Source organism: Streptomyces sp. SAS_270, assembly GCF_052543295.1.
Map to the genome: position 1 here is coordinate 1 of NZ_JBMNDS010000052.1, position 20,510 is coordinate 20,510.

Annotated in this window: 10 protein-coding genes; 9 read left to right on the forward strand and 1 reads right to left on the reverse strand. The window is 72.4% G+C overall.

All coding sequences use genetic code 11. From position 1 onward, the window contains the following. Positions 1–230: 230 nt before the first annotated feature. On the forward strand, positions 231–1,715 hold the full coding sequence (locus tag ACN6LB_RS29060) for an acyl-CoA synthetase (protein WP_445028470.1): 1,485 nt from the start codon (positions 231–233) through the stop codon (positions 1,713–1,715). After that, the gene (locus ACN6LB_RS29065) at positions 1,708–3,093 is read left to right on the forward strand and encodes a carboxyl transferase domain-containing protein (protein WP_445028471.1); all 1,386 of its coding nucleotides are present in this window, start codon (positions 1,708–1,710) and stop codon (positions 3,091–3,093) included. Before ACN6LB_RS29060 ends, ACN6LB_RS29065 begins: the two co-directional genes overlap by 8 nt. Here the strand turns inward: ACN6LB_RS29065 and ACN6LB_RS29070 are convergent. Beyond that, a complete protein-coding gene (locus tag ACN6LB_RS29070; protein WP_445028472.1) occupies positions 3,071–6,712 on the reverse strand; it encodes a S8 family serine peptidase in 3,642 nt (1,213 codons plus the stop codon). The genes ACN6LB_RS29065 and ACN6LB_RS29070 overlap by 23 nt on opposite strands. Before the next feature lie 222 nt (positions 6,713–6,934). Between ACN6LB_RS29070 and ACN6LB_RS29075 the strand changes: the two genes are divergently transcribed. From ACN6LB_RS29075 to fxsBH, 7 genes are all read left to right on the forward strand, one after another. Then, a complete protein-coding gene (locus ACN6LB_RS29075; RefSeq protein ID WP_445028473.1) occupies positions 6,935–7,285 on the forward strand; it encodes a CU044_2847 family protein in 351 nt (116 codons plus the stop codon). Continuing rightward, complete coding sequence (locus ACN6LB_RS29080) at positions 7,282–9,015, forward strand: VMAP-C domain-containing protein (protein WP_445028474.1); 1,734 nt, start codon at positions 7,282–7,284, stop codon at positions 9,013–9,015. Before ACN6LB_RS29075 ends, ACN6LB_RS29080 begins: the two co-directional genes overlap by 4 nt. 52 nt (positions 9,016–9,067) lie before the next feature. Continuing rightward, a complete protein-coding gene (locus ACN6LB_RS29085) occupies positions 9,068–10,081 on the forward strand; it encodes an AAA family ATPase (protein WP_445028475.1) in 1,014 nt (337 codons plus the stop codon). Further along, positions 10,071–14,837, forward strand: coding sequence for an SAV_2336 N-terminal domain-related protein (locus tag ACN6LB_RS29090; RefSeq protein WP_445028476.1), 4,767 nt, complete (start codon positions 10,071–10,073; stop codon positions 14,835–14,837). The genes ACN6LB_RS29085 and ACN6LB_RS29090 overlap by 11 nt, the downstream gene beginning before the upstream one ends. A 182-nt stretch (positions 14,838–15,019) precedes the next feature. Next, positions 15,020–16,057, forward strand: coding sequence for a rod shape-determining protein (locus ACN6LB_RS29095; RefSeq protein ID WP_356132918.1), 1,038 nt, complete (start codon positions 15,020–15,022; stop codon positions 16,055–16,057). Positions 16,058–16,071: 14 nt separating this feature from the next. Next, on the forward strand, positions 16,072–17,520 hold the full coding sequence (locus ACN6LB_RS29100; protein WP_445028477.1) for a GAF domain-containing protein: 1,449 nt from the start codon (positions 16,072–16,074) through the stop codon (positions 17,518–17,520). Positions 17,521–18,287: 767 nt separating this feature from the next. Further along, complete coding sequence (gene fxsBH / locus ACN6LB_RS29105) at positions 18,288–20,462, forward strand: radical SAM/SPASM protein FxsBH, inactivated beta-hydroxylase extension form (protein WP_445028478.1); 2,175 nt, start codon at positions 18,288–18,290, stop codon at positions 20,460–20,462. Positions 20,463–20,510 lie beyond the last annotated feature (48 nt).

Below are 20,510 nucleotides of genomic sequence, written 5' to 3' on the forward strand. Positions count from 1 at the left end.
GGCCCTCGTACTGGACGTACTTGGGGCTTCGGCCGGTGCGGCGAGGGTGCGTGCCGGGCGCCGTGGGTGCTGTGCGGGACTTTCAAAACACCCCCTAGGCAAAGAAGGGGAGGGGCGAGGAAGGGAGCGGCGCTCGGGTTCGGCTCGGGTGCCGTGCGGCGGCGGGTTTCCCCGGCTCTGGTGTAGGAACGGTCTTGTTGTCCCTGACATCCAGGCAAGGAGTACGCCGCGTGTCCTCCCTCTTTCCGGCCCTGGCGAACGGCTCGGTCGCGCAGCGGCCCGCCCTGCGCTTCGGCGACCGCTCCCTGACGTACGCGGAACTCGACGCCTCGGCGGGGGCGCTCGCCGCGCGGATCGGCGGCGCGGGGAGGGTCGCCGTCTGGGCGACGCCGACCCTGGAGACAGCCGTCGCGGTGGTGGCCGCGCTGCTCGCCGGGGTTCCGGCCGTACCGCTCAACCCCAAGTCGGGCGGGAGCGAGCTCGGGCACATCCTGTCCGACAGCGCGCCGTCGCTGGTGCTGGCGGCTCCTGGCGATCAACTCCCCGATCCTGTCGGCCGGTTGGAGCGGGTCGACGTCGAGGCGCAGGGCAGGGGCGAGGCGGCGGCGCCGGTCGGCCTCGACCCCGCCGCCCCCGCCCTCGTCGTCTACACCTCCGGCACCACCGGCCCGCCCAAGGGCGCCGTCATCCCGCGGCGCGCGATCGCCACGACCCTGGACGCACTGGCCGACGCCTGGCAGTGGACCGGCGACGACGTGCTCGTGCACGGGCTGCCGCTCTTCCATGTGCACGGGCTGATCCTGGGTGTTCTCGGACCGCTGCGGCGGGGCGGATCGGTACGGCACCTGGGGCGCTTCAGCGCGCAGGGCGTGGCGCGGGAGCTGAACGACGGCGCGACGATGCTGTTCGGGGTGCCGACGATGTACCACCGCCTCGCCGAGGCGCTCGCCGACGACACCGAACTCGCCAAGGCGCTCGGCCGGGCGCGCCTGCTGGTGTCCGGTTCCGCCGCGCTGCCCGTGCACGACCACGAGCGGATCGCGGCCGCGACGGGACGCAGGGTCGTCGAGCGGTACGGCATGACGGAGACCCTCATGAACACGAGTGTGCGTGCGGACGGGGTGCCGCGCCCCGGGACGGTCGGGGTGCCGCTGCCCGGTGTCGGGGTGCGGCTCGTCGAGGAGGACGGGTCCCTCATCGGCGGTTACGACGCCGACGGCAGCCCCACCGGTGTCTGCGACGGTGAGACGGTCGGCGAGATCCAGGTCCGTGGCCCCAATCTCTTCTCCGAGTACCTGAACCGGCCCGACGCCACCGCCGCCGCGTTCACCGAGGACGGCTGGTTCCGCACCGGCGACATGGCGGTGCGCGACACGGACGGCGCCGTACGGATCGTCGGCCGCAAGGCCACCGACCTGATCAAGAGCGGCGGTTACAAGATCGGCGCCGGTGAGATCGAGAACGCCCTCCTTGAGCACCCGGCGGTGCGCGAGGCCGCCGTCACGGGCGAGCCGGACGACGACCTCGGCGAGCGGATCGTCGCCTGGGTCGTACCGGTGGACGATCCCCCGGCCTCCGCCCTCGCCGCGGAGCTCTCCGACCACGTCGCCCGCCGCCTCGCCCCGCACAAACGCCCCCGGGTGGTGCACTACCTCGCCTCCCTGCCCCGCAACGACATGGGCAAGATCCTGAAGCGAGACCTCAGGAATGACTGAGCGCTTCTCCGCCCGCGAGGCCGTCGCCCTCGTCATCGACACCCCCGACGGTTTCCGCGAACTGCCCGCTCCCGGCGGGGAGCAGGGGCCCGACGGCCCCCTCTCCTGGCAGGGCTACGACGCCTCGCGCGCCCGCGCCGCGGCCCGCACCGGTGAGGAGGAGTCCGTCGTCTGCGCCGCCGCGACGGTCGGCGGCACCCCGACCGTGCTGATCGCGTTCGAGTTCGGCTTCCTCGGCGGCTCGCTCGGCGAACGCACCGGCGACCGGCTGGAAGCGGCGTACACCTACGCCCGTGAGCACCGGCTGCCGGTCGTCTCGCTCGTCGCGACGGGCGGCAGCCGGATGCAGGAGGGCATGCTCGCCCTGACCCAACTCCAGCGCGTGGCACGGCAGTCGGCGCTCACCCGGGAGGCCGGGCTGCCGCAGATCGCCGTGTTGCGGGACCCGACGACGGGCGGCGGCTGGGCGACGCTGGGCGCGGGCGCCGACGTGACGCTGGCGCTGCCGGGCGCGCAGGTGGGCTTCGCGGGCTCCCGGGTCCGGCCGCCCGACGCGGACCCGGCGGCGTACACGGCCGAGGCGCAGTGGGCCGCGGGCGCGGTCGACGCCGTCGTGGGCGAGGGCGAGCTGCGGGAGACGGTGGCGCTGTGGCTGGGCCTGCTCACCCGGCCCTCAGGCGGGGCCGCACCCGCCCCCTATGCCCTCGGCGCCACCGGTCTGCCCGCCACCGGCTGGGACGCGGTGCTGCGCGCCCGCAGTCCACAACACCCGCGCGCGCAGGCCTACTTGGACGACTACTTCACGCGGCGCGCGGCCCTCAGTGGCGACCGCTGCGGCGGCACGGACGCCGGCATGCTGTGCGGTTTCGGCGAGCACACCGACGAGCACGGGACGCGGACCGTCGCGTACGCCGCCCAGTGCGGCACCGCGACTCGCCCCGCCGGATACCGTACGGCGGCCCGGCTGATCCGGCTCGCCGGTCGACTCGGCATCCCTGTGCTGACGTTGGTGGACACGCCGGGTGCCGCGAACGACGCGGACGCGGAGCGGCAGGGCGTGGGCTCCGCGATCGCGGACCTGTTCGCCGCGGTGGCCACCGCCCGTACGCCGGTCACCACGCTGGTGATCGGCGAGGGCGGATCGGGCGGCGCTCTCGCACTGGCGGCGCCGGGCAACACCTGGGCCACGCCGGACAGTTACTTCTCCGTCATCGCACCGGAGCTCGCGGCCGCGATCCTCAAGCGCCCGGCGCACGAGGTGCGCCCCACGGCGGACCAACTCCGGATCCGCCCCCAGGACCTGGTGGACCTGGGGGTGGTCCGCGGCGTGCGGCGCCACTCGTCCGACGGGCCGGTTACCTCACCCCCACCGCCCTGATGATCTCCTGGCTGACCGTGCCGCCCCGGTCGTCACCGGCCGAGGCCCGCAGCGAGACGTACTCCGCGCCGCGCGGCACGGTCAGCGTCCCCTTCCACCTGGCGCCACGGCCGTCCAGGGTCACCGACGTCCACGACTTCCCGTCGTCGTAGGACACTTCGAGCCTGCCGCGGCCGATCGTCCCGGTGTCCGGGGCGCCCTTCACGTACTCGGCGAAGACCCCGACGGGCACCCGGCCGCCGCCGCGCACATCGCCGGCGAGGTCGGTGTCGATGTCGTAGCCGAGGTTGAGCAGGGGCAGGAAGGTCCAGCGGTCGTCGGGTGTGGCCGACGACCTGAAGGTCCACTCGGAGTGGCCCTTCGTGGAGAGCCTCCAGCGGTCGGGGTCGAGGGTGGTGTCGGTGGCGACCTTGTAGGTGTGCTCGTCGGCGGGTGCCTCCCAGTCGTAGGCGCCCGAGCTCGTGCGCCGGTCGATCAGGGTGCCGTCCCGGTACACCTCCGTGTACTGGGTCATGCCGCTCTCCTGGCTCCACACGTCGCCGAAGCCGGTGTGGTCGGGCCCGGAGTCGCCCCAGCCGGGCGTGTTGAACTGCAGGACGTTGCCCGAGCGCTGCTGGCCCCAGCCGAGTCCGGTGCCGAGCCAGGGGTGCCAGACGGGCTTGAACCAGTTCCGTGCCGTGTGCGAGCCGCCTCGGTAGTCGATCAGACCGCTGCGCTCCTCCAGGGCGCCGTCGCCGACGGTCACGGACTCGTGCCAGAGCTGGCCAGGGGTGGTGGAGACGTGGTCGGTGCGCTCGGCCGGATAGTCGATCCGCTCCTGGAAGCCGATGCCGATGGGGAAGGCGTCGGTGATCGAGTACCGGAACTCGCTGCCCGAGGCGGGCTTCACGGCGTGGAACCTCGTGTCCACCGTGGCGAGTTCGCCCTTCCTCGGCTCGTACGTCAGGTCGCCCTTCGGGACGGCGCCGCGGTGCCCCTGCGAAAGGTCGTACACGTAGGGCGTGTTGCGGGTGCCGGTCATCTCGACCCGTGCCGTTGCCCTCAGCCTGGCCGCGTCGGCCGTGTTCACCGTGGCGATCTGCAGCGGCCGGTCGGCGCCGTCGTCCGTCCCGAACCAGGCGTTCAGCCGCCCGGCCGCATCGTCCGTCACGAACAGCGCCCCGGCGCCCGCGTCCTGCGCGGCCCGGGCGAGCGCACCGGGCTCGACGCCCTCGGTGAGCCGCGCGAGAACCGCCTTGCCCTTCACGCCGGTGAACGGCCCGGTCCCGACGTCGACGAGCGGCAGCCTGCTGCGCCCCTCGACGAGGGTGCCGCCGGGCTGGACGACCGCCTCGCCGACCCCCTTGACCTGCAGCAACGGCTTTCCGAGCCGCCACACGGTGCGGTACTCGAAGTCGCCCTTCGTGACCTTCGCGGTCGGCGCGGCGAAGACGCTGTCGTACTTGACGGGCACCTGGACGGCGCCGAACAGGTCGGAGCCGCCCGCGTTGCGGTCGTACTCCATCAGCAGCTGCCGGGTCTCGGTGCGCTGCTCGACCTTTGCCCGCACCTCCCGCAACTTCTGTGCGTCCAGGGTGACTTCACGATCCCGGTCGAGGGTGATCTCCGGGGCCGCGAGAAAGCCGAGTCCCAGCGAGTCCGTGCCGTGGCTGCCGTGCACGTCGAGGAAGGACGTCAGGCTGTACGTGCCCGGGGCCAGCCGCAGCTTCAGGGTGCCGGAGTCGCCCACGGCCGCGCTGTACGGGTCGACGCCTGCCGCCAGCCGCTGCACCGCCACGTCGGCCGCCGTCGGGTCACCTTCACGGTCCTTGACGTGCACGGTGAGCGTGTACCGCTCCTCCTCCTTGACCAGCCCGAACACGGTGTGCGCGACAGGGCGGCCGGCGGCGGACGCCACGATCTGCCCACTGGTCTGCCCCACAGGGGCCTTGGCGCCGTCTCCGGTCACGGTGGTGGACGCGGTGCCGTGCGCGGGCACCGTGAGCGTGGAATCGGCGAGCGTGGCGACACCGTCGGAACCGCCCTGCACGGCAAGGCTCAACTCGACTGCCGCGTCGGAGGAGTTGGTGTACGTCAGTGTCCTCGTGACCGGCTCGTTCGCGTCGTAGGGCCAGCCGTAGAACCCGAGATCCGCGCTCCCGGTGGCCGTGACGGCCGACCCGACCACGTCGGGCACACTGACCCGCCCCGCGCCCAACACATAGGCAGAGGCGTCCAGTTGCTTCGACGTCGACATCAGCGCGTCCTTGAGCCGCGCACCGCTCCAGTCGGGGTGCTTCTCCGCGAGCAGCGCGGCCACGCCCGCGACATGCGGGGTCGCCATCGACGTACCGCTCATGGAGGTGTAGTAGCCACTGCCATCCACGAGCCCGGAGCGGGCGGCGAGGATGTCGACGCCGGGCGCGGAGATGTCGGGCTTGAGCGCGTTGTCGCCGTAGCGCGGTCCGGCGCTGGTGAAGTAGGCGGCCTCGTCGGCGGAGTCGACCGCGCCGACGGTCAGCGCGGAGTCGGCGGCGCCGGGCGAGCCGATGGAGGACGGGGCGCCGGTGTTGCCGGCGGCGATGACGAAGAGCGCGCCGGTCTCCGCGGAGAGCGTGTCGACCGCGGCGGCCATGGGGTCGGTGCCGTCGCTCGGCTCGGTCGAGCCGAGGCTCATGGAGATCACCTTGGCGTGCACGTCCCGCGCGGCCCACTCCATGCCGGCGATGATCTGCGACTCGCTGCCCGAGCCCTGGTCGCTGAGCACCTTGCCGACGGCGAGCGTCGCCCCGGGCGCGACGCCGCGCTCCTTGCCGTCCGAGGCGGCACCGCTGCCGCCGACGGTCGAAGTGACGTGCGTGCCGTGCCCGTTGCGGTCGGCGACCTCCTGCCCCTCGATGAAGCTCTTGGTCGCGGAGACCCTCTGCGCCAGGTCGGGATGGCCGACGTCCACGCCGGTGTCGAGGACGGCGACCGTGACACCCTTGCCCGTGAGCCCGGCCTCCCAGGCCTTCGCCGTACCGATCTGCGCGTTGCTCTCGGCCATGTCCGCGCTGACGCGCCCGTCGAGCCAGACCTTGCCGATACCCGCATCGCCATCGGTCACGGCCCGCCAGAACGTCCGCCCCTTGTCCGCGTCGAGGGCCGCGCCGCGAATGCTCGGCAGCGCCCGCGTCCGCTCGGCCCCGCGCGGGGTCGCGCCCTTCGTCTTCCCCTTGTACGTCACGATCAGCGGCAGCTCGGCCGTCTTCCGGTCGGTGAGCCCCTGCCGTATCAGCCCGCTCACGTCGAACAGCCGCCGGTCGAGGGTGCCCGCCCGCAGATACGGCAGCGCCTCGTCCGGTACGACGGTGACGGCGCCGTTCGCCACCTGTGTCCGCACCGCTCCGCCGGCCCCCTCGGGCCGCGTCACGGCGACCGTCTTCTTCCCGTCGGCGAGGTCGGTGACGGTCACCTTGTCGCCGGTGACGAGGGTGACGGTCTGGGCGGTGCGGGCGGTGCCCGCCGTGCGCGTCGGCCCCTGGGTGTCGGCGTCCCGCGCGGCCCGCGCCTGCCCCGCGGGCAGCAGGGCCAGCACAACTCCCGTCGCCAGCAGAGCTGTTCCGCGTCTTGCTCGTCCTGCTCCCGGTCCTCGGGTCATCGATGCCTCTCCTCGCCCACGGGGTGGTGTCGGGGTGCTGCGAAGAGTGTCGGGGCGCTTGTGTCGCGGAAGCGCCGGCCGGGGCTGGCGGGAAGGCGCCCTGGCGTGTTCCCGCCAACGGCGGGGGGCCGTTGTGAGCGGCGCGGAAACCGGGACAGCCCCAAGTACCGTCCGTAACAATGGAGATGCCGGAGGTCACAGACGACGGGGGTTCGAGGCACCATGGACGGACTGGTCGAGTTCAGGACCCATGACGGAACGCCCGTCGTCGTCGAGACCGCCGAGGACGAGTCCGGCTCCCGGCTCGTCGCCCGGAACGACGGGACCGTCCAGGCGGCGCGCACCTTCGAAGGGTCGCTGGAGGGCGTGCGGGCTGCCGCCGAGTCCGCGCTGCGCGTGTTCCGCGACGGCAGTCTGCGCCCCGACTCCGTGGAGATCGAGTTCGGGGTGAAGCTCACCGCCGAGGCGGGCGCCCTGATCGCCAAGAGCGCGGTCGAGGGCCACCTGGTGGTCAAGCTCTCCTGGTCGCCCGGGCCCACCGACAGCTCCCCGGAACCCTCACCGCAGGCATGACCAACGCCTCCTGGCATGCCAGGATCAGCTGCGGGCGGGAGACCGGCGCCGGGTTCCTGGTCACCGACCGGCACGTCCTGACCTGCGCACACGTGGTCGCCCGCAGCCGCACCGACGCGGTCGGCATCTCCTTCGCGCAGGGCGAGCGGGACCTTCCCGCGCAGGTCGTCGCGCACGGCGGCTGGGAGGGCCGGGAGACCGACCCCGGCGACGTCGCCGTACTCGAACTCGACCGCCCCGTCCCGCTGAAGCCCGCCGAGTTCGCGACGCCGTCCGACGCGTACGGCGACCCACCGCGCCGGCTTCTGGCGTACGGCTTCCCCAAGCGGTTCGACGAGGGCACGCTCGCCGAATACCGGGCCACCGCCAACCAGTTGATCGCCGGTCAGTGGGTGCAGCTGGAGGCGTGGGCCGCGCACGGGCAGCCGCTCGTGCCCGGGTTCAGCGGCGCCGCGGTGACTCTCGCGGACACCGGACGCGTCGTGGGCATGGTCTCCGCGGCCGCGCGCAGCCCCGAGATCCGCAACGGCCGGATGCTGCCCGCCCATGTCATGGCCCGCTACTGGCCGCGCCTTGGCGAACTGATCCCGACACCGGAGTACGGGCGGGGCGACAAGGAGCGGCTTCGGCAGCTCATCGAGGCGGTCGCGGAGCGGGGAGGAGCGCGCTGCGGGCCCGAGCGGCTGTACCAGGACGCGGTGGGCCCGCTCGGCCCGCCGCTGCCGTCGCACGGCTTCGCCTCGCTCTGGGACGCGGCCTGGTACCTGCTCTCCGAGGTGCCGGACAGCGAGGCCGCCGCCCGGTTCGCCGCGCGGCTCGCCGACTTCGTGGAGGACACGCCGACCCGGGGCGCCCTGCGCTCCTGGCCGCGCCCCCGGCGCACCCCGGAACCCCCGAGGCCGCGCACCACGGCGCCCGGCTGGTCCCCGATCCTCGTCGAGATCGCACCCAGCGGCTGCGGCGAGGGCCAGTTCCTGGTCGAGGTGTCGGCGTACAACGGCCGGCACCGCCGCGTCGTCGGTTCGCGCCCGCTCCCTGTCGACGGCGTCCGCCCCTACGTCCTGGAGCGCATCGACGAGGCCTACCACGAACTGGAGCCGGGGGCACGGGAGTTGATCGCGTTCGTGCTGCCGCGCCGCTGGCTCAACGCGGACGTGGCGCACTGGAAGCGCAGCGCCGACGACGACAGCCCGCTCGGCTCGTTCGCACCGCTCGTCGTGATGGACCTGGAGCGGCGGCGCAGCGGCGGCCTCCAGCACAAGCTGCTGCAGAAGTGGCGACGCCTCGACGCCGAGCCGGCGGCCAGGCTGCACCGCATCGACTGCGCGTCCGTGGGGCAGGACCCGGTGAAGCTGACCATCGGCCTGCGGCGCGGCGCGGACATGGTGGGCTTCGGCGCCCCGCCCCGCGCGGACGGCACCCGGCGGCTGTTCCAGGCGAGCCTGAACGCGGCCGTGCCGGTGATGCTCTGGCCGCGCACGGGCTGCCGGGGCGAGCACCGCGGCGGAACCCACGGGGACTGCACGGGCGCCGTGTTCCTGGACCACCTCGCCGAACATTTGGCAGGTCTCCCGCCGGGCGAACTCCCCTTCCACATCCACGAGTTGCGCGAGACGGCGTACGCCTCGGACGCGCCGGAACCGCACTGGGCGCACGACCTGGCGCTGCTCTGGGAGGACCCCAGATGTCTGCCCGACCCGGTCGGCTATCTGCACAACCCCGTCGGCTGAGCGGCCTGCCCGCCTCGGACAGCCGGCATCCGGTACGCAGCAAGGAGAGAGCATGTCCCTGTGGCCCGTCTACACGGGTGGGAGCGAGCCCCACGACGGCATCGCGGACCTTCCCGCACCGCCGCCGTGGCGCGCCTTCGACGGCGGACCGGAGCTGGAGACCCCCGCGGAGGGCGGCGACACCTCGGCCACGTCCCCGGACCGCAGGCACCGCGCCCGCACCTACCGTGCCACGGACCGCGCGGTCCAACTCGTCAACGCGGCCCTGTACCTGCGCCGTCCGCTGCTGGTGACGGGCCCGCCCGGCAGCGGCAAGTCGAGCCTGGCGTACGCGGTGGCCAGGGAGCTGCGGCTCGGCCCGGTCCTGCGCTGGAACATCACCAGCCGCACCACGCTCCACGACGGCCTCTACCAGTACGACCCGCTGTCCCGCCTCTACGCCGCCGGGCGCTCCGCCGCCCGCGAACTGCCCGCCGACGGCGCGCTCCAGGACCATCTGCGGCTGGGCCCGCTGGGCACCGCGCTGCTCCCCTACGGCCGTCCGCGCGCGCTGCTCATCGACGAGATCGACAAGAGCGACCTGGACCTGCCCAACGACCTGCTGAACATCCTGGAGGAGGGCCAGTACGAGATTCCCGAGCTGGCCCGCGCCGCGCGTCACACTCCCGACGCGGAGGTGATGGTCGACGGCACCGACGACCGTGTCACCGTCTCCCGCGGACGCGTCCGCTGCCGCGCCTTCCCCTTCGTGGTCCTCACCAGCAACGGCGAACGCGAGTTCCCGCCCGCCTTTCTGCGGCGCTGTGTCCGCCTCGAACTCCACCAGCCCCGCGACGCCCACCTGGAGTCCATCGTCCGCGCCCATCTGGGCGAGCCCGACGCCTACGCCCGCGAGCTGATCGCCCGCTTCCTCTCCCGCGGCACCGGCGGCGACCTCGCCACCGACCAGCTTCTCAACGCCATCTATCTCACCGGCGCGGCGGGCATCGACGCGGACTCCCGCGACGAACTGGCCGAGCAGCTGATGCCGTATCTGAGCGGGCCTCGGGACGACGATGAGTTCTGACCCCGGTGGCGGGAGCGTCGACCGGTTCGCCGCCCTGCTCGGCCGGGCCGGGGGCGGGGCGCGGCCGACCTCCGTGGAACTGGCCGAACTGCTGTGGCTCGCGGGGAAGATGCCCCCCGGCGACCCGGTCCCGGAAGAGGCCCGTCCCGCCACTCTCGCCACCTCTGACGCCCCCGCCCCACCGCAACCCGCCTCCGCGCAGCCGGACCCCCAGCCCGCCCCCACGCCGCCGTCAGCACCACCGCCCGCTCCGGCGCCCCGACTTCCCGCCTCACGCGTGCCGTTGAGGCTGCCGGGAGGCCGGGACGCGGACGACCCCGTCGGCTCGTTCACCACCCTGCTCGCCCCCGCGCCCCCGATGCTGTCCCACCCCCTCGCCCTGCAACGCACCCTGCGCCCGCTCAAGCGCCGGGTGCCCGCGCCCGTCGGTCAGGAGCTCGACGAGGAGGCGACCGCGCACCGGATCGCGGGGCTCGGCGCGGCCCCGCAGTGGTGGCTGCCGGTGCTGCGTCCCGTGTCCGAACGCTGGCTGACCCTGCACCTGGTGCACGACAGCGGTCCGACCATGCCCGTCTGGCGCCCGCTCGTCCGCGAACTGCACACGACCCTGGTCCAGTCGGGTGTGTTCCGCACGGTGGAGCTGCACCGGCTGGACGCCGACGGGACGGTACGGCGTCCGGGCTCGCAGGAGTCGTACGCCGCCGGGCGCACGGTCACGCTGCTGGTCAGCGACTGCATGGGCCCGCAGTGGCGGGGCGGCGCGGCGGGCGCCCGCTGGTACCGTACGCTGCGGCGCTGGGCGGCGCGGATGCCGGTCGCCGTGGTCCAGCCGCTGCCGGAGCGGCTGTGGCGCACCACCGCGCTGCCCGCCGAGCCCGCGCGGCTCGGCGCGCCGTGGCCCGCGGCGCCGAACGCCACGTACACCGTGGACTCCTACCTCACCGAGGACCTCCCTTCCGGCGTGCTCCCGCTGCCCGTCCTGGAACCCGCCGCGCCCTGGCTGGCGAACTGGTCGTCACTGGTGGCCGGGGCGGGCCGACTCCCGGGCTCCGTAGGCCTGTTGGGTCCCACGCCGCCGCCCGCCCCGGTGGACGAGCGAGGCCGGGGCGACGTGGAGCGGCTCTCCCCCGAGGAGCTGGTCCTGCGCTTCCGCTCGCTCGCCTCCCCCGAGGCCTTCCGTCTCGCCGGCCATCTCGCCGTCGGGCAGCCCCAGTTGCCGGTCATGCGCCTGGTCCAGGCGGCGATCGAACGTCGGCCCCAGCCTCAGCACCTCGCGGAGGTCATCCTCAGCGGCCTGCTCACCCACACCGGGGCCGGCCCGGACGCGTACGCCTTCCGCCCGGGCGTCCGCCCCCTCCTCCTGCGCACCCTGCCCCGCTCCGCCCATGGCCGTACGTCCGAACTCCTTGCCCGGGTAGGCGCGTTGATCGACGCGCGAGCGGGAGTGGCCGCCGGTGACTTCCCGGTGCTGGCACCGGGCGGCGACTCCCCGGCGTCCGCGGGCGAGCCGTTCGCGGCGGTGCGGGAGGAGAGTGTGCGGCGGTTGGGGGGCCGCGGAGGCGGCGCCGAGGCGCTGCTTCTGGGGAGGTATCGGCTCCTGCGGCGGCTGGGGCGGGGCTCGCCGCAGGTATGGGAGGCGAAGGACACGCGGCTTGACAGGGTGGTGGCGGCGTACGAGTACTCCGCGGCGCGGAACCATCAGCAGTTCATGGAGAGGGCGCAACAACTCGCGGAGATCGACCATCGGAACATCGTCACGGTCCGCGACTTCGGCATCGAGCGCGGCGTCCCGTATCTCGTCACGGAATTCGTCGAAGGGGTGACGCTCGCCGAGCTGACCGCTCAGGGCGGCTTCCGGCTGCCCTTCACGATGCTCGCGCCGCTGGCCCGGCAGGTCGCGCGCGGCCTGAAGGCCGTACACGAATCCGGTACAGCGCACGGCCGTTTCACGCCGAACAGCCTTCAGTTGGACCCGGACGGCGGTGTCAAGATCACCCGCTTCGCCATGATGCCAACGGACGCGGACGACATTTCCAAGGATCTGAACGACTTCGGATGGATGCTGATCAAGTTGTCCGGAGTGAACGAGCCGAATCCCTCCCCACATGTGCCCCATGAGCGCGGGCCGTTGTTCACCGCTGTCTCCCACTCCCTCGGCTCGGCGAATCCGGACGTGCAGCGCCAGGGCCTGGACCTGCTCCTGTCCCCCTCCTTCAATGAGATCCTGGACGCCGCCGCCGCGGACCGGCTCCGCTACCGCCTGCTCGGCCCGGTACGCGTCAGCCGGGGTGACCAGGCGCTGCCCTCGCTTCCCCCGGAGGAGAGGGCCCTGCTCGCCATGCTGCTACTGAGGCATGGCAGGACGGTTTCGTACGACGACCTCATCGCGGGTCTGCGGGAGCGGCAGCCTCCCGACGGCCGCCCGGCCCAGGCTCTGGCCGCTCATGCCTCCGTACTCCGACGGGCCCTCGGCCCTGGCGCCCTCGCCACCACCACCGACGGCTACGCCCTGCTCGCACCCCCGTCCACCATCGACATCAACCGCTGCGAAGACCTTGTCGCCACGGCCAAGTCCCGCCGGGACGAGGGCGATCCCGCAGCGGCGCGCGAGGCCATCAAGTACGCCCTGGCCCTCTGGCACGGTGAACCCCTGGACGGCGCCCCAGGCCCCGCCGCCAAGGCAACGCGCACCCGGCTGCGCGCCCTGCGCCTGTCCCTCTGCGCCACCCGCGCCGAACTCGACCTGGAGCTGGGCGACTTCGAGCGGGCGGAGTCCGACCTCGCCGCCCTCCTCCAGGAGCACCCCAAACGCGAGGACTTTCGCCGGCTGCACATCCTCGCTCTCAAGGGCCTGGGCCGGATAACGGATGCGATGGCGTCGTACGAGGCGTACGAGACGCACCGGGAGCAGCAGCACAGCGAGCCCAATCCCACCATGCTGGCGCTCTACCGCGAGCTGCGGGCCGCGCCGGAGCGTGGTCGTTCCACGGTCGTCGCCGAGTTCACGGAGCCCGGGGACCATCCGGCGGCGTACGACGTCCTGGGCCGCACGCTCACCCGGCTGCTCTCGCTCAGCGACCTGGCCTCGAACGCGTACGAGGTGCTCGCGCGCGACAACGGCTACGTGGTGATCACCGAGCCCGATACATCCGTACTGCCCATCCTGGACGAGGTGTTTCGCGAACTGTCCCATCTGCTCACGGAGTTGGAGGACACACCGAGAGTCCGGCTCACGTTCTGGCACACCGCGCACTTCGCCCGGCCCGGCGTGCCGACCAGGCAACCCGACCTGGAAGCCGCCCTCGCGAACTCGACGGCGGACCTCGTGGTCGTCCTCTCCCCCGCTCTGCACGAGGAGTTGACCGCGAGCGGTGTCGATCTCGTCGGCGGGCACTCGTTCCGGCCCGTGCACCGTGGCTCGGCCGCCGGCCCGGCCATCGCCTGGTACTGCTCGCTGAACATCACCGCGACCGTGGCGGATCCCGAGCAACATGATCTGGCGCAGGGCCCGTTCACGACGCGCGACCTCCAGGCGATCCCCTCACCCGAGCCGGGCCGTACGGCCGTCGTGCGCAGCAGGTCCGACGGCAGACTGACCCTCCTCACCCCTGACCGTCCCCTCGGCACGCGCCCCGCGTACACCCCCGTCACGTACTACGAGGTCGACCTCACCACCCGCCGGGCCTCGCACCGGCTGTCCCTGCCGAGCGCCGGAGGGGGGTCGTTCGCCGCGTCCGTGGAGCTGTCGTGGTACGTCGACGACCCGGTGTCCTTCGTAGGCGGCGAGACCAGTGGCGTGTCCGGGCGCCTGCTCGACCATCTGGTCAAGACGGCCGGACGTCTCACCCGGCGGCATCCGCTGCGCCGGGCAGGCGCGGCGCAGCTCGCGGTGCGGGACGGGCTGCACACGTGGCCGGTGCCGGGACTGTCGGTGGCGTGTTCGGTGGTGCTGACCGCGGAGGAGGAACCTGCCCCCGCGGCGCCGGAGCCACCACCGTCCCGGCCGTCGAGGCGGGCTGCGTCCCGCGCGGAGGCCCCGCCACCGGACGCGCCCGCCGCCCTCGACGCCGCCGAGGCCGTACTCCTCGGCTTCGACGGGCCCGTGGCCCGGCTGTACACCCGGCAGGCATCGGAGCAGGCCGTCCAGGACCTCGTGGCGCTCGTCGTCGAACTCCGGCACCCCGACGAGGCGTTGAGCGGAGAACGGCTGCTGTCGCAGAGCACCCTCCGGTCCCGTCGGGACGAGGCACCCGATCCGCTGGACCTGCTGCGTGCGCTGGCACACCACCGTCTGGGCGCCGACCTGCGCCAGGCACTCCACCGAGTGGAGGAGCGCGCCGTCCGCTCGGCGCGCCCCACCCCGCACGCCGCCTCGCTGATCCGCGCGCTCGGCACCCTGGGCCCGCCGGCCGCCGTCGTCTCGGACATCTCCACCGGCGCCCTCCTGACGTACCTGGAGTCCCGGGATCTCATGGCCTCGGTGCCGGGCGGAGCCCACGGCCGCGCCGACGACCTCACGCTCCTCACCCCGGACCCCTTCAGCCTGCTGCGCGCCCTGAGCCGGCTGGGCACCGCACCCTCGGACGCCCTGCTGATCACCTCCTCCGTCACGGAGATCACCGCGGCGCGCGCCATCGGCCTCCCCGTCCTCGGCTACGCCCCCGGGCAGCAGGCCAGGCTGCGACTCGTCGAGGCCGGCTGCGAGCTGACCGTGGCCTCGCTGGAGCCGGTACTCGAAGCGGTCCGCGCCGACTGAGTGCTCCTTCGGCTCCCCCTCACCGTTCTTCTTTATTTCGGACATTACGGACAAATACACCCGTCCAGCGGCACCCCACCCGGCCCCCCACAAAAGGCGACGCCCCGTCAGGGCCCGCACGATGCGAGAGAGGACCGCCACCCGGCGGGCCCGTACGGTCTGCGCTCTCGGGAGGATCTGCCATGACCGCCAGTCTGGAGCAGCTGCGCCGCTGCCACTTCGCCGTCGACCTGGGTGCGGCAAGGACCCGCGTGTACGTGAAGGGCGCGGGGCTGGTCGTCGATCAGCCGAGCGTCGCCGCGGTGAACACGAAGACGGGTGCGCTGATCGCCGTCGGCGAGTTCGCGGAGAAGATGACGGGCCGTACGCCGGACTACATCCGGGTGGTGCGGCCGGTGTCCGGCGGCACGGTCGTCGACATCGAGATGGCGCAGCGCATGCTGCGCCACCTGATCGGCGACAAGGCGCGCCGCGCCCTGCGCCGCAAGCCGCGGCTGCGGGCGGCGGCCTGCACCCCGCACGACGCGGACCCGCTCGCGCAGCGCGCGGCGATCGAGACGCTCGTCGGCCTCGGCGCCCGCCGGGTGGAGCTCGTCGACACGCTCATCGCGGCGGCCGTCGGCTGCGGACTGCCCGTGGAGCAGCCCGAGGCCACCATGATCATGGTGTGCGGCGCCGCCGCGACCCAGCTCGCCGTGCTCTCGCTGGGCTCGATCGTCACGGCCGAGCGCATCCCGGTGGGCGGCGAGGCCGTCGACCACGCGATCGTGCAGCACCTGCGCCACCAGCACGAGCTGATGCTGCCGAGTCAGGCGGTACGGCCGCTGCAGCTGGCACTCTCCGGAAACGGGCTCACCCCGCACGGCCCCGCCTCGACGGAGATCCACGGTCGGGACGTGGCCACCGGCCTCGCCCGCTCCGTGCAGGTCGACACCGCTGCCGTACGCGATGCCATCCAGACCCCGCTGACCGCCGTACTGGACGGCATCGGCAAGGTGCTGCGCGCCTGCCCGCCCGATCTGGTGGCCGACCTCGCCGACCGCGGGATCATGATGGTCGGCGGGAGCGCCCTGCTCCCCGGGCTCGACCAGATGCTGCGGCACGCGACGGGCATGCCGGTGCACATCGCCGAGCGACCCGACGTGTGCGCCGTTCAGGGCCTGGGCTACATGCTGGAGGGCAAGATCGAGCCACTCGTCCTGGACCCGCTGGCGGGCTGACCGGAACCCGGGTGATGACCGATCCCGTCCCCCGTCTGCCGCCCCTTCTGGAGGCCGTCCTCAACGTCGGCACCGACCTCGAACTGCGGGCCACGCTCCAGCACATCGTGGACGGCGCCGCCGAGCTGACGGGCGCCCGGTACGCGGCGCTCGGCACGGTCGACCCCGGGCAGGACGGGCTCGCTGAGATCCGTACGGCCGAGCCGGACCCGGTCGCGCAGCGGACTTCGGTCGGCCGGGGGGACGACTTCGTGGGCGTGCCGATCCGCGTCCGGGACGAGGTGTTCGGGACGCTCCACCTCGCCGACAAGGCGGGCGGCCCGTTCACGGACGAGGACGAGCAACTGCTGCGGCTGCTGGCCGCCCAGGCCGGCATCGCGATCGGCAACGCCCGGCTGTACGAGACGGCCCGTCAGCGGGAGCGCTGGATCGAGGGCGCCGCGGCCGTCACGACGGCGCTGCTGACCGGTGAGACCGCCGCCGACGCGCTGATGACCGTTGCCGAGCGGGCCCGGATCCTCGCCGATGCCTCGGCGGGCGTGATCCTGCAGCCCACCCCGGAGGGCGGCATGGAGATCGTGACCGCCTCCACCCACGAGGACCCCGGTGACATCGTCGGCACGACGATCGAGCCCGGCAGCGCGGTTCTCGAACAACTCCTGGGCGGGAGGCCGGTGTTCATCGAGGACTCGGCCACCGACCCACGCATGACGACGCATGTACGGCACCGGTTCGGGCCCAGCATGATGCTGCCGCTCCAGGCCGGCGGCCGTCTCATCGGCACCCTCGCCCTGCCGCGCCGTCGCGGCGACCGGCCGTACAGCCCGGTGGAGCGGCTGCTCGCCACCCAGTTCGCCTCGCAGGCCGCGCTGGCGCTGGTACTCGCGGACGCCCAGCACAGCAGGGAGCGGCTCGCCGTCTTCGAGGACCGCGACCGCATCGCCCGCGACCTGCACGATCTCGTCGTCCAGCGGCTGTTCGCGACCAGCATCATGCTGGAGTCCACCCAGCGCAGGACTCCGGCGAAGGACGTGCACGACACGCTCGGCAGGGCCGTCGACGAACTCCAGTCCACGATTCAGGACGTCCGCACGGCCATCTTCGCCCTGCAACAGCCGCCCGTGGACGCCCCGACCACCTTCCGCGGCAAGGTGCTGCGCGAGACCGCGGGCGCGGCCGCGCTGCTCGGCTTCCAGCCGTCCACCCGGTTCACCGGAGCCGTGGAGAACCGCATCACCGAGCCCGCCGCCGGCCATCTGCTGGCCGCCCTGCGCCGCGCCCTGGCCGCCGCCTCCCGCCGCACCGGCGTGTCACGCATCGCGATCACCGTCGACGTGACGGCCGCACTCCCCGACGGCCGCTCGGGGGTCCGCCTCACGGTGTACGACGACGGGGCGGCGGAGGGCAGCGGCAAAGAGGCAAACGGGAGAGGAACGACGGAGACCTGGCAGTCGCCGCTGTGAACATCACGGGCCGATCCGACGTATCACCCTCCGAACGTACGTTGCCGTCCGGCAAGGAGTGTTCGAATTCTCTACGACATACGCATGACCTTCCGGTCGGGCCGACGCACGGAACGGATGCAGCACATGAGAGAAAGCGCGAGAGGCACCGAGGAGGAGCGGAAAGGACATGGGGCGTGGAGAGTGCGACCACGGCACCGTCACGCAAAGTGACGCTCCCCCAGCGTAAGCCCCCTATAGGGACCCCGTACCCCACACGTATGAGGCGGGGGTCACCGCCGGTAGCCGCACACCTGCCGTGCGTGTATTGTCCGCGATGAAGTATCCGCATCAGATCTCAGGCTGTCTCCAGGCGTCTACAGGCTCACGCTCCTCCCACCTCGCGACGGGAATGGGACGGGCTGGATCTGTCAACGAAGAGTGGAGCTATGAGACAGCCATGAATTCTTGGGCCACCACGATCCAGCACGGATCAGCCGATTCCCGCGACGCGGAGAAGCGACACACCCCGATTTCCTCGGTAGCCGCCGACAAGGCCGCCGCCGTGAGGTCGAGCGGTCGGTTGGCATATGCCGCCGGATGGAGTTCGAAGAAGGCGATCACGTTCGACGCCGCACTCTGAACGAACGTAGGCCCAACGATCCGGGGCTCCTGGCGGACCCATCGCCGAGAGCCCCGGACTCGCATCTGCGTCCACTTCAACTCGTGTGACAGGATGACCAGTTGAAGTGACCCCGACTGTAGCCGAAGACCCGTACGCTGGGCGCGTGACCCATATCCAGGAACTGGTCCTGAAGATCCATAGCAGATGCAACATCGCTTGCGACCACTGCTATATGTACGAGCATGCCGACCAGAGCTGGCGAGATCGACCGGTAGTGATCTCCGAGGAAACGGTCACACAGATCGCCTTACGCCTCTCCTCGTACGCGAGTGCGCACCGCCTGGATTCCGTCTCGGTCATTCTCCACGGAGGCGAACCACTCCTCGTCGGCCCGACTCGGTTGCGCCGCATCTGCGAGGAACTCACCCGCATCCTGGCCCCCGTCACGACAGTGGATCTGCGCATGCACACCAATGGCATGCTGCTGCACCGCAGGCATCTGGAGATCCTCCGGGAATTCAATGTAAAGGTCGGCATCTCCCTGGACGGCGACCAGACCGCGAATGACCGCCACAGGCTGGACCGCAGAGGGCGAAGCAGTTACGAAAAGGTGCTGCGCGGGATCGAGCTTCTGCGCTCCCCGGAATATCGTCACCTCTTTCAGGGCCTGCTCTGCACCGTAGACGTAAAAAATGACCCCGTCACCGTCCATGACGCTCTCACCGCTCTTGAACCACCCCGGATCGACTATCTGCTTCCGCATTCCACCTGGGACAATCCGCCTCCCGCCGGAAATTCGGATTCGCCCACTCCGTATGCGGACTGGCTGCTGAAGATCTTCGACCGCTGGCTCGAGCAGGGCCGCCCGATGGAAGTGCGCACCTTCGACTCGGTCTGGAGCACCCTGTCCGGCGGCCCGCCCCTCACCGAGGCCATGGGGCTGGCCCCGTCCGACCTCGCGGTCGTGGAAACCGACGGCACCATCGAGCAGGCCGATTCACTCAAGACCGCCTACGACGGGGCGCCCGCCACCGGCTACGACGTCTTCCGGCACACCTTCGAGGAGTACGTCCGGCATCCCGGCGTACAGGCCCGGCAGCTGGGGATCGAAGGGGTCAGCGAGACCTGCAGGCGCTGCCCTGTCGTGAAATCCTGCGGAGGCGGGCTCTACGCACACCGCTACAGCACCGAGCGGGGCTTCGACAACCCGTCCGTCTTCTGCGCCGACCTGCGCACGTTCGTCGACGGTGTGGCGGACCGGATCACCGACCGCGCGCTTTCCCCGGGCGTCCACGCCCTTGAGGAACTCCGGTTCGCCCAGGTCGAGTTGAACCGCACTCTGCTGGCGTTCACGAACGACCGCTTCGCGGCGCATGGGGACTGGTCCGAGGCATGGCAGCTTCTGCTGCGCCTGGACGAGGACGCCCGCACGGCGGCCGAGTTGAATGCGATGCTGGCATACCCGTATGCGCGCCAGGCCCTGCGGCAAGGCCTGGACGGACCTCCCCCGACGCCCTGGCTCGCCTCCCTGCTCGTCGCGGTCGCCGCAGGCACGCAGACCGAGGCGACCCTGGCGTGGGAGCACCCGGACACCCGTCTGCACCTCCCTGCCGTGGGTACCCTGCGTCTTCCCCGGCCCGGCCGGATCGAGGTCACAACGGGCGAGGACGGCTTCCGCGTACGCCACGCGGAAGGAACCCTGCGAGTCCGTCCGGGCGACCCCGACTCCGAGCACTGGCGTTCCCTGCAAGGGGTGGAGAACGGCCCCCTGATCGACGACGCCGACCCCGTGCGCGGCTGCTTCCCCGCCTCCGTGACCGCGCCGCTGGACCTCGACGACCGCGACCTCTTCCGCAAGCTGCTCACGCGGGCGTTCGAGCTCATGGACGACCGGCTGACGGACTGGCGGAGCCAACCGAACGCGCTCGCGCTCATGACCGTGACACCGCTCGCGAAAGGCGCGGGCATCCAACTCGGGGTGCACGCGCCCGGCGCGCTGGGAGTTGCCGTCGACTGTGAGCCCGAGGAGATCCTGCTGCGACTCCCCGTCCTCGGGAGGCGGGCGAGGCTGGCCGCACTGCGGGACACGGCGGACCTGACGCTGGCGGGCAGCCCGGCCGGTCAACTGCTCGACGACGCCAGCGAGTTCCTCGGCGCCGCGGCCCTCCAGGACCGGTGCGAAAGCCCGGACTCGGAAGCCCGGTCCATCGCGTTGAAACGCGCACGGCAGGCACTTGAGGAACTGGCCGCGCTCCCCGAGCGGGAACTCACCGAGACCGGCACGGTGCTGGCCGGCCAACTCGGCGCCGAGTGGACGGAAATGGACGCGCAGGCGTGACACCGGGCGACGAACTCACCCGACTGGGGGGAACGTTGGGCATCCGCC